Source organism: Aureispira anguillae (assembly GCF_026000115.1).
In the GTDB taxonomy this organism is placed as follows: domain Bacteria; phylum Bacteroidota; class Bacteroidia; order Chitinophagales; family Saprospiraceae; genus Aureispira; species Aureispira anguillae.
The window spans coordinates 6189304-6203883 of record NZ_AP026867.1 but is presented as its reverse complement, the minus strand read 5'-3'; the positions used below and the strand labels follow the sequence as shown (position 1 = coordinate 6203883).

13 protein-coding genes are annotated in these 14580 nt (G+C 37.6%); 1 reads left to right on the top strand and 12 read right to left on the bottom strand.

All coding sequences use genetic code 11. The features are described from left to right. Positions 1–49 precede the first annotated feature (49 nt). Positions 50–1450 carry a hypothetical protein gene (locus tag AsAng_RS24295; protein ID WP_264789708.1) on the top strand — a complete coding sequence of 467 codons (1401 nt, stop codon included), beginning with the start codon at positions 50–52 and terminating at the stop codon, positions 1448–1450. A gap of 31 nt (positions 1451–1481) precedes the next feature. Here AsAng_RS24295 and AsAng_RS24290 read toward each other — a convergent pair whose 3' ends face one another. From AsAng_RS24290 to AsAng_RS24235, 12 genes are all read right to left on the bottom strand, one after another. Continuing rightward, a complete protein-coding gene (locus AsAng_RS24290; RefSeq protein WP_264789707.1) occupies positions 1482–4619 on the bottom strand; it encodes a glycosyl hydrolase family 18 protein in 3138 nt (1045 codons plus the stop codon). Positions 4620–4787: 168 nt separating this feature from the next. Next, complete coding sequence (locus tag AsAng_RS24285; protein WP_264789706.1) at positions 4788–6005, bottom strand: 3-phosphoshikimate 1-carboxyvinyltransferase; 1218 nt, start codon at positions 6003–6005, stop codon at positions 4788–4790. An 81-nt stretch (positions 6006–6086) separates the two neighbouring features. Then, on the bottom strand, positions 6087–7097 hold the full coding sequence (gene aroF / locus AsAng_RS24280; protein WP_264789705.1) for a 3-deoxy-7-phosphoheptulonate synthase: 1011 nt from the start codon (positions 7095–7097) through the stop codon (positions 6087–6089). Positions 7098–7125: 28 nt separating this feature from the next. Beyond that, positions 7126–7914: a tryptophan synthase subunit alpha gene (gene trpA, locus AsAng_RS24275; RefSeq protein WP_264789704.1), complete on the bottom strand. Its 789-nt coding sequence runs from the start codon at positions 7912–7914 to the stop codon at positions 7126–7128. 101 nt (positions 7915–8015) lie between these two features. Further along, positions 8016–9194, bottom strand: coding sequence for a tryptophan synthase subunit beta (gene trpB / locus AsAng_RS24270; RefSeq protein WP_264789703.1), 1179 nt, complete (start codon positions 9192–9194; stop codon positions 8016–8018). Between the two features lie 24 nt (positions 9195–9218). After that, positions 9219–9830 carry a phosphoribosylanthranilate isomerase gene (locus tag AsAng_RS24265; RefSeq protein ID WP_264789702.1) on the bottom strand — a complete coding sequence of 204 codons (612 nt, stop codon included), beginning with the start codon at positions 9828–9830 and terminating at the stop codon, positions 9219–9221. After that, complete coding sequence (gene trpC, locus AsAng_RS24260; protein ID WP_264789701.1) at positions 9820–10638, bottom strand: indole-3-glycerol phosphate synthase TrpC; 819 nt, start codon at positions 10636–10638, stop codon at positions 9820–9822. Before trpC ends, AsAng_RS24265 begins: the two co-directional genes overlap by 11 nt. Positions 10639–10641: 3 nt before the next feature. Next, positions 10642–11628 (bottom strand): anthranilate phosphoribosyltransferase, encoded by a 987-nt coding sequence (gene trpD / locus AsAng_RS24255; RefSeq protein WP_264789700.1) that lies wholly within the window; start codon positions 11626–11628, stop codon positions 10642–10644. Between the two features lie 10 nt (positions 11629–11638). Then, positions 11639–12229: an anthranilate synthase component II gene (locus tag AsAng_RS24250; RefSeq protein ID WP_264789699.1), complete on the bottom strand. Its 591-nt coding sequence runs from the start codon at positions 12227–12229 to the stop codon at positions 11639–11641. A gap of 10 nt (positions 12230–12239) precedes the next feature. After that, positions 12240–13643: an anthranilate synthase component I family protein gene (locus AsAng_RS24245; protein ID WP_264789698.1), complete on the bottom strand. Its 1404-nt coding sequence runs from the start codon at positions 13641–13643 to the stop codon at positions 12240–12242. A gap of 264 nt (positions 13644–13907) precedes the next feature. Continuing rightward, the gene (locus tag AsAng_RS24240) at positions 13908–14336 is read right to left on the bottom strand and encodes a hypothetical protein (protein WP_264789697.1); all 429 of its coding nucleotides are present in this window, start codon (positions 14334–14336) and stop codon (positions 13908–13910) included. Beyond that, the gene (locus AsAng_RS24235) at positions 14329–14550 is read right to left on the bottom strand and encodes a hypothetical protein (RefSeq protein ID WP_264789696.1); all 222 of its coding nucleotides are present in this window, start codon (positions 14548–14550) and stop codon (positions 14329–14331) included. The genes AsAng_RS24240 and AsAng_RS24235 overlap by 8 nt, the downstream gene beginning before the upstream one ends. Between the last annotated feature and the right edge of the window lie 30 nt (positions 14551–14580).

Genomic DNA, 14580 nt, shown 5'->3' with positions numbered 1-14580 from the left:
ATTATTACATGCTTATCAGAAGTTTACCGTATTTTCTATCTTTGTATTTATGTATAAAAGCAAAGTCATAGAAGTTTTTCAGAGCTTCAATAAAACAGAAAAGATAGGGCTAAGACGTTGGGTACATTCGCCTATTCATAATCAACATAAGGATGTGTCAAAAATTATTGATTACCTACTGTCTAGGCGTAAGATAACGCCAACATCTGTTCAACGAGAACGAGTATTTAAACACTTATATCCTTCTTGTGATTATAACAGAGCTCGATTGAATCATGTATTGTCTTTTTCATTAGAGGTATTAGAAGAATATATCAGATATTTAATGTCAAAAAAAAGTGCACTAAATGGCTATTTTTTGCTCCATCAATATTATCAAGATAGAAACATGCCCTATCTTGCCAAAAAAGCCCTAAATAAAGCTGAATTAGAATTATCCAATAGCCCTTATTTAAATGAACAGTATTATCACAATAGCTTTTTATTGGAACAGGCTACCTTTGATTGGGCAGGAACAGAAGAACGACAACAACAAACTAATCTCCAAGCTATTTTTACGGATTTAGCTACTTTTACTATTATCAGCACACTTAGAAATGCTTGTACAGCTATCTCTCACAAAAATTTATATCAAATCAACTATAAAGTACCATTTCTAGATGCCATTCTAGCAGAAGCATCCTCTCCTGCCTATGACAAAGATATAGTCGTTAGAAGTTATTACCATAGTTATATGGCATTGGCTAATCCCAAGGAAGAAAATCATTTTAAAGTATTAAAGGATTTATTAATTAACCAAAAAGTTCCCTTAGCTGCAAAGGAACTAAAGTATATCTGCCTTTTAGCAATTAATTATTGCATTAAGCGTTTGAATACAGGTGCAGAGACCTACGTACAGGAGGTTTTTGATATTTATTGCTTGGGCTTAGATCGACAAATTTGGATAGAAAAAGGGCATTTAAGCCATAATACATTCAAGAATATTGCTACTGCTGCTTTGCGTCTAAAAGCTTACGATTGGACTAATTCTTTCATTAAAAAGTATAGTACAAAAATTAAAATCAGCCACCAGAAAGATTATACTAATTATGTTAAAGCTAAATTGTTTTTTGAACAAGATAAATTTTCAGAAGCCCTAAATCTATTGGTAGCAACGGACCCAATTGATTTATTTATTGGTTTAGCGATCAAAACATTATTGCTAAAAATCTATTGGAAATTAGAAGAATACGACTTATTAGAAGCTCATTTAGATAATTTTTCTGTCTATTTAAATCGTAAAAAAGTACTGGCTTATCATCGCCAAATTTATGGTAATACGATCGCAATTACTAGAAAAATCATTTATGCAAATTTGAATGATTTAATAGAAAAGGAGCACTTAAGGCAGTCCATTATTAAGACCCATCCATTAACAGAACGTCCTTGGCTATTAGCTCAAATCACCTAAGCGGCAGCCATCATCTTGAATAGATTTAAAATCACATTTTACGAAACTTCCCAAACTGTCGCTCTCCATCCGTTTTTAACTGATAAATATAAATCCCTTGTGGCAAAGAACGAATATCCAATTGATATTCCCAATGTCGATCTTCAATCAAAATTTGCTCTTGTTGCACCACTCTTCCTGTTACATCTACAATTTGTAATATAGCATTGCCTTGTGGTGCTTGGTCATACGCTAGATTTAAAATGTGAGTCGCTGGATTCGGGTAAGCTCTAAAGCCAACTGATTTAACCACCTTAGGTTTTGTCCCAGCAAAAATACAAGGCATAGAGTCGCTATTTTCTATTTGAAGATCAAAATTGCAATGTTGTCCTGCATAACCATCAATCATAATATAATACTTCGTATTAGGCTGCAACAAATTCGTCATAAGAATACTATCTCCACTCAATAATTTGTCGGCACAATAAATAGGACTCCCCCAAGTGCTTCCATTTTGGCAACTAGCGGCCTCGTACAAGACAAATTGTACTCCAGAGCCTGTTCCAGCTACACTCTGGCATGAAATATTATCCAGTCGTATCATCATCTGATTGGCCATACAAAAAGTATCAGCCGTGGTAAAACGATACCATACCGTATTCTCTAAACGAGTGATGGCGTTTGCTCCAGAACAATTTGGCAAAGCAGCCAAAGCTATGTTTAGGCTAGGGTCTGGACCATCAGGTCTCCCAGTAGCCAGCATAGTGCTACCTGCATAGGTCTTATTTTCTTCTAAAATAGGCGTTGCATCAATACAATCCTCTGCTCCATAACCCTTGCGTGCTTTTCCTGTATAAATTGTCGCTTCCCATCCTGAAGCAACAGTTGCTCCATCCGAGTAAAATTGAAAGGTTAAGCAACCCGAAGCATTAGCAGTTGTTGCCTTGATGGTTGCTAGCAAATTTGTATTTAAAGTATCTCCTGTATAGACAGCTATAAGGCGACCCGTTTCGGTATTCGCTCCGTCAAAAACATACAAATAATCCCAATTTCGTTCGATCCCTATCGTGTCGTTAAATCTTGCCCAAACGACTTCTCCCACAGGAGCTGTTGCATCAGGACAATAGGTTTTTGTGTAATTTTCATTGTTATTGTAATTGCCCGTAAGCCCTCCATTGTCTGTAAAAAGAGTCGTTCCTGCATTTCCTCCTACCCAAATAGGTGCCACTGAAGTAGGCGGGTCGCTACAATACAACCGTGCCTTGAACCCTTCATTGGTTGTATTGCCATCCGTTTCCATTTTAACCGTCAAACAGTTGCCACTAGAAATAAAAGTCCCAGGCTGAGGTGCCGCAGAAGAAGCTCCAGTATATACGCCAATTAAATTAGCATTGCTATTCGCCCCATTGTACAAATAAAGATAATCATTCCCTGAACTTGTGCTACTCAGTTTTACTTGTTCATCAGCAGTTGGGTTAGGACGAAAAGAAATGCGAACGGCTTTGCTGGTATCATTATTACAAAAGGTCTGCTGTAGGCTTTCATTATTGGCATAATGCCCTGCCTCTCCTCCACTATCGTACAACCAATGATAAGGATTACCACAGTTTAGTTGCGTTCCTGCTGTTGTCCCTAAAATAATCGTATCTGCAAGTGTATTGGTAGGTAAGTTACAATTATAAATAACTTCCCAACCAGGAGCGGTTGTTGCGCCGTCAGATTCAAACCAAAAAGTAACTGCTCCACTGCTTGCTGTTAGATTGCCAGGACTATTGGTTCCTGTATAACTGCCAATCAAAGGAGCGGTTGTATCTGTTCCATTATAAAGTTTGAGATAGTCATAATTTAACTCTACATCAAACATTGTAAAATCTAAGGTCAGAGGATAAGCTCCGTTTTGTGGATTGACGGTATAAATGTAATCCTCTTTGTTGTAATAATTACGATCAGCACCTCCCATATCATATAAAGTATCAATACAAGGCACTGTTCTACAAGGTGTCATTTTCTGTTCAATCACATCCCAAAGCTCATGATAGCCATCGTCATACCCCAAAGCCCAAATTCCCATTCCTGCTAAATCTCGCCGTAACACCACATCCAACCGTTTGGCTAAGCCTTCTTCGTCCATTGCAAAACACTGCCTCCAAGAAGTTCCATCATGAAAGGAATAATAAGGCGTTTGGCTAGGATTGTTCCACAGGCGATTGTTATAGTTTCCACTAAGGTTGTCTTCTACTGTTTTGTAAGTTCGTGCGGTGCCTCCCCCTGTCGTAGCAGCGGGAATAGTATTGCCAACCACAGGCCATTCTCGACCATAATACGGCAAGCCCAATACCAATTGATGGGCAGGTAGCCCCTTTGACAAATAGTCTGTAATTGATCGAGATAAACTGTACAAATAACTATTGGAAAGGTAACTATATAAAGGGTCGTTAGGGCCAGCATTGCTACTATTTGTCCAATAATAATCATAGCCCATAATAATAAACAAATCCACATGAGGTGCTAAAGCCGTTACATCAAATATATTATTCCAATCTACAGCATACAATACCGTACTTACTTGCGAGCCAGGAATAGCGGTGTGCATTTGTGTTGCCAGATTGATCATGAAGTTTGTGAAATTGGTTTTCTGGCTGCTAGGAATTTGCTCAAAATCAATGTTTACGCCATTGGCTCCTCGACTTTGCACCATTCCTATCAAGTTAGAGATTAAGGTTTGTTGGGCGGTGCTACTTCCAAAAAAAGTAGCATGATTAGAAAATAAAGTGACGCATAGGTTAACCCGAACACCATTAGATTTGGCAACATCGATCACATTAGCAGTTGCCCAACCATGCGTAGAAACCGCATTTCCTGTCGCAGCGTCCACTTCGTAAGAAAAATACGAAAGATCAGATAATAAATCCCAATCATAATTATTATAAGCACTTCCCACCCAATAAGGATGCCAGCCAAAAACTATTTTGTCCAAGGAACAATTAGAACGCTGCTGCCCCTTGCTGGGCATAGGGCTATAGCCATTTATTTTGTCCCATTGCAAGGCTGTCATGGGACCCAAACTATTGTAATAATCAAGTTGCTCTTGGTGAACAGAAGGGAATTGATATTGAGCCAATAATGTAGCTTGCCACAAAAGCCCTATGCTTATAGATAGAGTTAGCGCTAAAATATGGTGTGTTTTCATAGCGATTGATTTAGTACTTCCTACCAAAATAAGGGCTATTTGGGTAGGAAGTATATTCGAAGAAGAACAACCTAAGTTACTAAATCTAACGCATTTTTTTTAAAGATATTCTTTATTAATTGTTTGTTATTTAAAAACCTATTAATAAAACACTTATCGCTAACCGAATTAATAATTTGTCAAGCCTAAATAGTTAAAATCATCCCAAAACTTGGGATAAGACTTGTTGACCACCTGCTTATCTTCCATTTTCACCTGATTTAGCACTAAGGCAAGGGGCGCAAAGGCCATTGCCATTCTATGGTCATCATAGGTTCCAACCCTTGCCGCTTGATTTTTATTAGTAATACCTTTCTTAACCCAAAGAGAGTTGGCAGTTGTTTCTATTTCACAGCCCAATTTTTCTAATTCTACCTTTACCGCATGAATTCGATCGGTCTCTTTAATTGTTAAGGTTTCCAGACCTGTGAGTAATGCATTTACCTCCAAAGCCGCACACATTACGGCTAACGTTTGGGCAATATCAGGGCAATCGGAACAATCGTATTTGAAATGTGTAATTTCTGTAGGTTCCTTTGTCAGTAAAATGCCCTTTTTATTAAAGGTAGTTTTTACTCCAAATTGCTTCATAATATCAACAATTACCGCATCTCCTTGTACGGATTTTTCTTGCAAGCCATTCAATTGAAGTTGAGCACTGTCAGAAAGTGCTACTAAGCTATAATAATAGGAAGCTGCCGACCAATCTGCCTCTACTCTAAATGATTTGGGCTGATATTTTTGAGGCGGCACTTTTATCATATCATTGTGCCATAGGGCAAGAATGCCAAACTCTTCCATCAAATTTAAAGTCATTTGGATATAAGGTCGAGAAATAACCTTGCCTTCTAAGATCAATTCTATCCCTTTGGGCAATACAGGAGCAATTAGCAATAAAGCAGAAATAAATTGACTGCTCACATCAGCCCCCATGCACACCCGTTGTTTCCATCCATCTATTTCATGTGTTTTCATTTGTAATGGCGGGTAGCCCTTTTTGCCCAGATAATGAATTTGGGCGCCCAACCCATTGAGCGCATCAGCCAAAACACCAATCGGACGTTCGCACATTCTTTTGGTTCCCATCAAAACTTGGTTGTTGCCTTTCCAAGCCAAATATGCTGTCATAAAACGGTAAGCCGTCCCTGCTTCTCCTGCATCTAAGATAGGTTCGTGTAATTTGCTCAAAAGACCTTTTAAGGTAGTCGTATCTTTGGCATTTGACAATCCAAGAATCGGAAACTCTTCGCCCAATATTGCTTGAATCATTAGGATTCGATTGCTGATACTTTTAGATCCATTTAATGTAATTTCTCCTTGAAGTTTTTTGGTTTTAAGCGTCATCATGAATTTTTAATTATGATAGTTTGGTGATAAAGATAGACTGATGTAACTACCTGTACACGATCAGCATTTCAAACAAAAATATTAAAAAGAATCTCGTAAACTAACAGTTTGTTTTATTTTTTGATACAACAATTCAGCTTCCATAAACGAAAGGGTTTGTTGTCCATCAGAAAAGGCTTTTTCAGGCTGGCGATGCACCTCCACAATCAAACCATCTGCCCCTGCCATAATGCCAGCCAAAGCCATTTGCTCAACATGTTTGCGTACGCCAATTCCATGCGAGGGATCAACAATAACGGGCAAGTGCGATTTATCTTTCAGAATTGGAACGGCATTTAAATCCAATGTATTCCGATAACTTTTCTCAAAAGATCGAATTCCTCGTTCACAAAGCATAATTTTCTCATTGCCATTCGAAAAAACATACTCTGCGGCCTGCAATAGCTCATCAATTGTTCCTGAAATTCCTCGTTTTAGCAACACAGGCTTATCTACTTTCCCCAAAGCATCCAACAAATTAAAATTCTGAGCATTTCTAGCACCAACCTGAAGGACATCCACATAATCCAGCATGTCTTCTATCTGCGATACTTGCATCACCTCTGTAATAATTTTAATTCCATTTGCTTGGCAAGCCTTATAAAAAAGTTTTAAGCCGTCTAAGCCCATTCCTCTAAAAGAATAAGGCGAACTTCTAGGCTTGTAAACGCCGCCTCTCATTATACGAACATTGTTTTGAACCAAATGTTTAACCGTTTCTTCGATCTGTGCCTCTCCTTCTATAGAACAAGGACCAGCCATAACCGTAAAATTTCCACCTCCTATCTTTACATTATCTCCCAAATCAATAACAGTATCTTTTACTTTCCATTTGCTAGAAACCAATTTATAATTATCGCTCACTCTATGCAAATCCTTTACACCATCTAACACCCCAATACTACGAATGTCAAACGCTTGTTTTCCGATTGCTACCAAATATTCTTGAAACTGCGTTTTAACACTAGTATACTGGTAATTAATACTCTTTAGTTTTTCTATAAGTTCTTTATATTGAGTATTGCTTATATTCTTCTCTAATTGAATAATCATGATTTTTGTTTTTTTAGGTGCTAAATTTTTATTTGACAGCTATCTCTCCTTTTATTCCCACTACAAACTGCCTGATATCCTGTTTTATTTGATTGCTATGTTCTAACATTCTAATAAAAGCACTTCCTATAATGGCTCCATTGGCATATTCACAAACGCTTTGATAAGCTGTTGCATCAGAAATACCGAAACCAATTAAAGTAGGATTCTTTAACTTTAGTGCTTTGATCCGTTTGAAATAAGCAATATTTTCTTCACCAAAACCCGTTTGTTTTCCAGTTGTTGCCGCAGAAGAAACGACATAAATAAAGGCATTGCTTAATTGATCAATTTTTTTAATTCGCTCTGTAGATGTTTGAGGAGTCACCAAAAAGATCATTCGAATATCATAAGCTTCAAAACTTGCTTGGTAATGGTTTTCATATTCGTACATTGGTAAATCAGGTAAGATTAAACCGTCTACGCCTACTCTTTGGCAGGCTTCAAGGAAAGTTTCTACCCCATATTGCATAACAGGGTTGATGTATCCCATTAAGATAATTGGCAAGTTGGTTTGTTTTCTTACTTGCTCAATTTGCTCAAAAAGCTTTTTGATAGACATTCCATTGTTAAGGGCAATCGTACTACTTGCCTGAATAGTAGGACCATCTGCCAAAGGGTCAGAATAAGGCATCCCAATTTCAACCAAATCTACTCCTGCCTGATCCAAGCCAAGAACAATATCCTCCGTTGATTCTAATTTGGGGTAACCTGCTGTACAATATATGTTGAGTATTTCTTTTTGTTTTCGTTCGAACAATTGATTAATTCTATTCATTGTTTTTCTTTTTTAACGCTTAACACACCTTCCGTAGTCCATTAAAAAACAGAAGGCTCACATAGTAGCAGTGCAGCTAATTGTATTATATTGATTATAACTTAAAGGTGTTTCATATACGTCTCTAAATCTTTATCTCCTCTTCCTGACAAGTTTAAAACCGTTATTTCATCAGGCTGAAAGGTTAATTGATCTAAAGCCGCTAAGGCATGTGCACTTTCCAAAGCAGGAATTATTCCTTCCAACTTTGTTAATTCATAAGCAGCTGTTAAGGCTTCTCGATCCGTAACAGCCAAAGCTTGAGCACGTTTGGTCTTAATCAAATGCGCATGCAACGGACCAATCCCAGGATAATCCAAGCCTGCTGAAATAGAATGAGGCTCAACAATCTGCCCATCGGCTGTTTGCATTAAGAGTGTTCTACTAGCATGAATCACCCCTTCCGTCCCCAAAACACTCGTTGCAGCTGATTTCCCCGAATGAATCCCCTCTCCTGCGGCCTCTACGGCAATCAAATCCACGGTTTCTTCTTCCATATAATGAAAAAAAGCGCCCGCAGCATTGCTCCCTCCTCCTACACAGGCGATAATACGATCTGGGTTAGCTCTCCCGATTTGTTCCTTTAATTGCTGTTTTATTTCTTCACTAATAACCGATTGAAAACGAGCAACCATGTCAGGATAAGGATGCGGTCCTACAACCGACCCAATGATATAATGTGTATTTACAGGATTATTGATCCAATCTCTAATCGCTTCGTTTGTAGCGTCTTTTAAGGTTTTACTGCCACTATAAACAGGCACTACCTTTGCGCCTAGCATTTTCATCCGAGCTACATTCGGAGCTTGGCGTTGCACATCCAAAACCCCCATGTAAACAATACATTCCAAGCCCATCAAAGCGCAAACGGTTGCCGTTGCTACTCCATGTTGCCCAGCTCCTGTTTCGGCAATAATCCTTGGTTTATTCAAAGCTTTAGCCAACAAAATTTGCCCGATGGTATTGTTAATTTTATGCGCTCCAGTATGACAGAGATCTTCACGTTTTAAATAAATATTCGTGTTGTATTTCTGGCTTAGGCGCTTGGCAAAATATAAGGGCGTTGGTCTTCCTACATAGTCTTTAAGCAAGGCATCAAACTCTTTTTTAAATGCAGCAGTGGCAGTAATTTTTAGGTATTGCTTTCTCAGTTCTTCTACATTTGGGTAGAGCATTTCAGGGATATAAGCCCCTCCAAACACTCCATAATAACCTCGTTCATCTATATTATAACTAGCCATTTTTTATCTTTATTTATCAGCCTTTTAGGCGATTAATTCATCTAATAATTGTTGTACTTTAGGAATATCTTTGAGCGCAGGCGCTATTTCAAATTTACTGTTGATATCAATCCCATACAATTGAGGAATTGCTAGATTTTTAATGGCGTTTATGCTACCCAAATCAATCCCCCCACTTAAGAAAAAATGTTTTTGAGAAGTATAATGCTCCAGAATCTGCCAATCAAACTGAATTCCATTGCCACCATAAGACTTGCCCTTGGCATCCAACAAGAAAAAATCACAATAATCCTCGTAGGCATTCAACTGGTCAAAATCAAAGGTTTCATCTACGGCAAAAGCCTTGATAAGTCGATAGCCTTTTGCCTTTAGGGCTTGACAATACTCAACCGTTTCGTCTCCATGCAATTGGATATAATTTAAGCTAAATTGCTCAGCGTTTCGATCTATTTCCTCCAAACGAGCATTGACAAAAACACCTACTTTCTGAATCCTATGTGGAATAGTTGCAACAGGAGGAACAGCAACATATCTTGATGATTTAGGGTAAAATATAAAGCCGACAAAATCAATATTTAGCTGTGTTAACTCCAACAAGTTATCCACGGCTCGCATACCACAAACTTTAACTTTCATACTGAATTATTTTTGAATTTTTTTGAGCAACTTGCTGAATAAACCTAGCGCAAGCTTCCTGTGGTCGAGCGTGCTTCATAAAATATTCTCCAATTAAAAAGCCTTCAAAACCATGTTGCTGAAGTAACACAACAGTATCAGGATTATTAATACCACTTTCGGCTACTTTGACCACATCAACAGGCAGTTGTTCCGCTATTCTTAGCGAATTTTCTAAATCCACCTCAAAGGTTTTTAGATTTCTATTATTAACCCCTACTAAATCAACCTCTGGGCATACTTTTTCTAACTGCTCTTGTGTATGTAGTTCCATCAAGACCTCCATGCCTAGCCCTTTTGCAAATTGAGCCAAGCGTTTTAGTTCTTGTTTTGTTAAGCATTCTGCAATTAAAAGAACAACATCTGCTCCTATCGACTTCGCCTCTACGATTTGATACTCATCAATCACAAAATTTTTATTCAAAATAGGAGCATAATTAAAGGTTCTTGCCTCTATTAAATCGTTGGTACTGCCTCCAAAAAAATGATTATCTGTTAATACAGACAACGCAGAGGCCCCTGCCTGCATATAACCAATAGAAACTTCTTCTACTTTTGCATAACTATTGATAATGCCTTTGGATGGCGACTGGCGTTTAAATTCGGCTATGATGCCCTGCATATCAGGGCGTTTCAAAAATTCGACTAAAGAAACAACAGCGGTCTCAAAATAAATGCTCTTTTCCAGCAATTGAGTAGGGTATAGTGCTTTTTGGTTTTCAACCTCTTTTCTTTTATATGCTGTTATTGTATCTAATATTGTTTTCATTGCTTATTGGATTAATTGCTTAAAATTATGATAGGCTTTTTTACTTAGTAGGGCATCTTTGGCTTCTTCAATACAGTCTATCAATTCCTTTTTAGGATTGAAACGTTGAATCGCTATACCAGCATTGGTACAAACCACTTCGTTTTGCGCTTGACTCCCCTTCCCTTCAAGTATGTTTAAGAATATTTTAGCTGCGGCATCTACCGTTGCGCCTCCATGCAAGGCGATAGCATCATGCTGTTGTTGCCCTACTGTTTTAGGCGCCAAACGCTCCTCACTTCTAGGTGTAATAATTTTAAATTCCCCAGTTAGAGATACTTCGTCATAACCATCTAGTGCATGTACAATTGCGAATTCTTTGTTGGTTTGTTGCAATACATATTGATACAGTCGTACCGTTTCTAAATTAGAGACGCCTACCATTTGCTTATTCGGCTGTATGGGATTCACTAAGGGACCTAATAAATTAAAAAAAGTACGAATGCCTAAAGCTTTCCGAATGCCTCCAACTGCTTTCATGGCTGGATGAAATAGAGGGGCATGCAAAAAGCAAAGCTGATGTTGATCGAGTTGATGTCTTAATTTTTTTTCATCGTTGGTAAACGTATACCCCAACTTTTCCAAAACATTAGAAGAACCACAAACAGACGATACCCCATAATTTCCATGTTTGGTAACGGTATAGCCCGCTCCTGCTACTACTACTGCCGCCAAGGTGGAAATATTGAATGTATCTTTTCCATCTCCCCCCGTTCCACATAAATCTACACTATCATAATCGGTCAAGTCGATACTTAAACAGAGTTCTAGCAAGGCATTTCTAAAACCTATCAATTCATTTGTTGCAATTGGGCGCATTTGAAAAACAGTCAAAAAAGCAGCAATATGTGCAGGATTAAACTCTTCTCTTGCAATCTGAATAAGTATTTCTTTAGCTTCTTTTTGACTCAAATATTCTTGCTGAAATAAGCGTTGTAATATCTTTTTCATTGTTTATTGTTTAATATTGTACAGGTTGGTTGATGGCGATCTTTATAAAATTGCTCAATAGGGCTTTTCCTTGAGGAGTTAAAACAGATTCGGGATGAAATTGCATCCCCACCGTAAGTTGCGTCTTATGCTGTAAAGCCATAATTTGCCCGTGTTCGTCTTCTGCTAAAATCTCTAAACAGTCTGGCAAACTATTAGGATCAACCACCCAAGAATGGTAACGCCCTACTGTTATTTGATGCTCCTGCCCCTCAAAAATTCCCTGATGATTTAGAATATGAATGGGGGTCGCTACTCCGTGATAAACGTTTTCAATATTTTTTAATTCAGCACCAAATACCTGCCCAATTGCCTGATGCCCTAAACAAACGCCCAAAATTGGCTTTCGTCCTGTATATGTTTTAATTATATCCAGCAACATCCCTGCATCTTCAGGTAAACCTGGTCCTGGCGATAACACAATAGTATCGTAGGCATCAATGTCCTCCAATTGAATTTGGTCGTTTCGATAGACTTCTATTGTGCCTGTACAAATCTCTCTTAGATATTGTACCAAATTGTAGGTAAAAGAATCGTAGTTATCTATGATTAATAATCTCATGGTTCGTTTTTTATAGCTCAACGGCTTTAATTAATGCTTTTTGGAGTGCTGCTAGTTTATTATTTACTTCTTGGAGTTCTTTTTCTTCTTCCGAATCAATAACAATTCCTGCCCCTGCTTGAAAATACAGGCAATTGTTCTTGCTCATAAAAGAGCGAATCATAATCGCTTGGTTTAGCTGTCCTGTTGGATTAAAAAAGCCAATTGCTCCACCATAAAAGCCCCTACTTTGGTTTTCGTATTGATTGATTAGCTCCAATGCTTTATATTTTGGGGCTCCCGATAGGGTTCCTGCAGGAAAAGTGTCTCCAAAGACCCGAAAAATATTACTGTTAGGAGCAAGATCTCCTCCTACCTTAGAAACCAAATGAATGACATGGCTGTAATATTGTACTTCTTTGTACTGTGCTACCGCAACATTTTCAGTATGTCGATTTAAATCATTTCTCGCTAAATCAACCAACATGACATGCTCTGCATTCTCTTTAGGATCATCTAATAATGCTTGGGCGCTCTGCTGATCCAATTCTAAGTTTCCTGTACGCTTATAAGTTCCTGCTATGGGAGTCAAAATGGCTTGATTGTCTCGAATAACCAATTGAGCTTCTGGGGAAGAGCCAAATATTTTATACGCACCATAATCAAAATAAAAAAGGTAAGGGGATGGATTAATAGAGCGCAACGCACGATAAACGTTAAAATCATCTCCTGCAAATTTTTGTTGAAACTGACGAGCAAAGACAATCTGAAAAACATCTCCAACAGCACAATGCTGCTTTCCTTTTCGAACTAATTCTTTAAACTCTTCGTCCTTCAAATTGCTCTTTTTTTCTCCCTTTAGATCAAATTGGTAGGTTGTCAAAGCTCCCTTTTTGATGTACTGCTCTATTTTATCCAGTTGGCTTTTTTCTCCCTCCAATAGGTTTTCTAATAAATACATCTCGCTTGTGAAGTGGTTGATAATAATCACATAACGATAAACCGCATATCTCAAATCGGGCAGATCATGCTGTCGTTTAGAAGCATCTAATTCCAACGTTTCAAAATATTGAACGGCATCAAAATTGGTATGCCCAAATAAACCATTAAATCGTTGATATTCCTCTGCTCCTTCAAATTCAAACTTATCACAAAACTGTTTCAGTAAATCGGACACATTGCTCTTGGGAGGGATATCGGTGTACGCTGTCTTTCCATTTGGGAAATGATACGCTAAGCTTCGGTTTTGAATCAAGACTTCTGCAATAGGCGCTGCACAAATAAAAGAATAGCTATTTTCTTTAGACTGATAATCAGAACTTTCTAACAATAAACTGTGTGCTATTTTGTCACGCAATTGCAAATAAATGCTAACAGGGGTATGCAAATCTGCCAAGCGAGTACGGCTGATCGTACTAAACTTAATTGAATTCATGCTGTAATTTTTAGACTGGATGGATTGAATTAGACAAAAAAAAACTTGCAAATCTGCGAGAGATTTGCAAGTTCTATATATTGAGTATGTTATCTTTTAGTGGATATATAGGAGGTCTGCTACTCTCGCCATCGAAGGGAAGTAGTCCACCACCAAGCAACTAAGCTGTTGCTAGATTGTTGTAGAGAAAAGGATATGTTGGTTTGTTGTTCCATTGATACAAAGATTAGTCGTTTTTTCTTAGTATGCAAGTTTTTGTGCTTTTTATTTTTTTTCAAAAACAAGATTTCCGTCCATCACATTTGTTACATCTGCTGGTGGTAATATAAATTCATTAAATTTCGTTTGTTCTGTTTTAGTATGTAAAATACCTCTAACAGTCCCTATCGAGATGGTAAGCAGATGTTCGATAAAATCACAAGGAAAGATAATTTTATGATCCACATTCAACGATTCCCAAGATTTTTCTGTTATCTCGAATGAACAGGCTACTTCAATTAATAAGAAAGGAGGAGTATCTAACTGTTTAAACTGTACTTTAGAATAAACGACGAGCACTTTATTGATTAAATCGATACCAAATTTATGCTTTGTTTTATATTGTGCAGGTTCTTTATCAAGAGAATATTGATCTTCCAAGATAGCAAATTGTATCGTTTCTATTTTGCGCAACTTAAATTTTATATCATCCATTCCTACGAATTTTATATGAGGAATAACCCAATGTATTTTCACTGACAACTATCGACTCTAAGGGTAATATTTTAAAAGCTGTTCTCTTAGATTGAACAGAGTGATATTCTAGTTCTTTCTCTATTTCAACTTGAACCTTTGTATCAAGTAATTCTATAGATAATACCTGCTCTATTTTTGCTATTGTATCTAACGTTAGGTTTTCTTTAGACATAAACCAATATACACTTTTATAGTTCATAAT

What these genes read in the sequence shown, in the direction of transcription:
- aroF (WP_264789705.1), bottom strand. Translation starts at nt 7,097, where the DNA reads ATGATTATTCAATTAGAGAAGAATATAAGCAATACTCAATATAAAGAA.
- trpD (WP_264789700.1), bottom strand. Translation starts at nt 11,628, where the DNA reads ATGAAAAAGATATTACAACGCTTATTTCAGCAAGAATATTTGAGTCAA.
- AsAng_RS24290 (WP_264789707.1), bottom strand. Translation starts at nt 4,619, where the DNA reads ATGAAAACACACCATATTTTAGCGCTAACTCTATCTATAAGCATAGGG.
- trpA (WP_264789704.1), bottom strand. Translation starts at nt 7,914, where the DNA reads ATGAATAGAATTAATCAATTGTTCGAACGAAAACAAAAAGAAATACTC.
- AsAng_RS24240 (WP_264789697.1), bottom strand. Translation starts at nt 14,336, where the DNA reads ATGGATGATATAAAATTTAAGTTGCGCAAAATAGAAACGATACAATTT.
- AsAng_RS24295 (WP_264789708.1), top strand. Translation starts at nt 50, where the DNA reads ATGTATAAAAGCAAAGTCATAGAAGTTTTTCAGAGCTTCAATAAAACA.
- AsAng_RS24250 (WP_264789699.1), bottom strand. Translation starts at nt 12,229, where the DNA reads ATGAGATTATTAATCATAGATAACTACGATTCTTTTACCTACAATTTG.
- trpC (WP_264789701.1), bottom strand. Translation starts at nt 10,638, where the DNA reads ATGAAAACAATATTAGATACAATAACAGCATATAAAAGAAAAGAGGTT.
- AsAng_RS24265 (WP_264789702.1), bottom strand. Translation starts at nt 9,830, where the DNA reads ATGAAAGTTAAAGTTTGTGGTATGCGAGCCGTGGATAACTTGTTGGAG.
- AsAng_RS24285 (WP_264789706.1), bottom strand. Translation starts at nt 6,005, where the DNA reads ATGATGACGCTTAAAACCAAAAAACTTCAAGGAGAAATTACATTAAAT.
- AsAng_RS24245 (WP_264789698.1), bottom strand. Translation starts at nt 13,643, where the DNA reads ATGAATTCAATTAAGTTTAGTACGATCAGCCGTACTCGCTTGGCAGAT.
- AsAng_RS24235 (WP_264789696.1), bottom strand. Translation starts at nt 14,550, where the DNA reads ATGTCTAAAGAAAACCTAACGTTAGATACAATAGCAAAAATAGAGCAG.
- trpB (WP_264789703.1), bottom strand. Translation starts at nt 9,194, where the DNA reads ATGGCTAGTTATAATATAGATGAACGAGGTTATTATGGAGTGTTTGGA.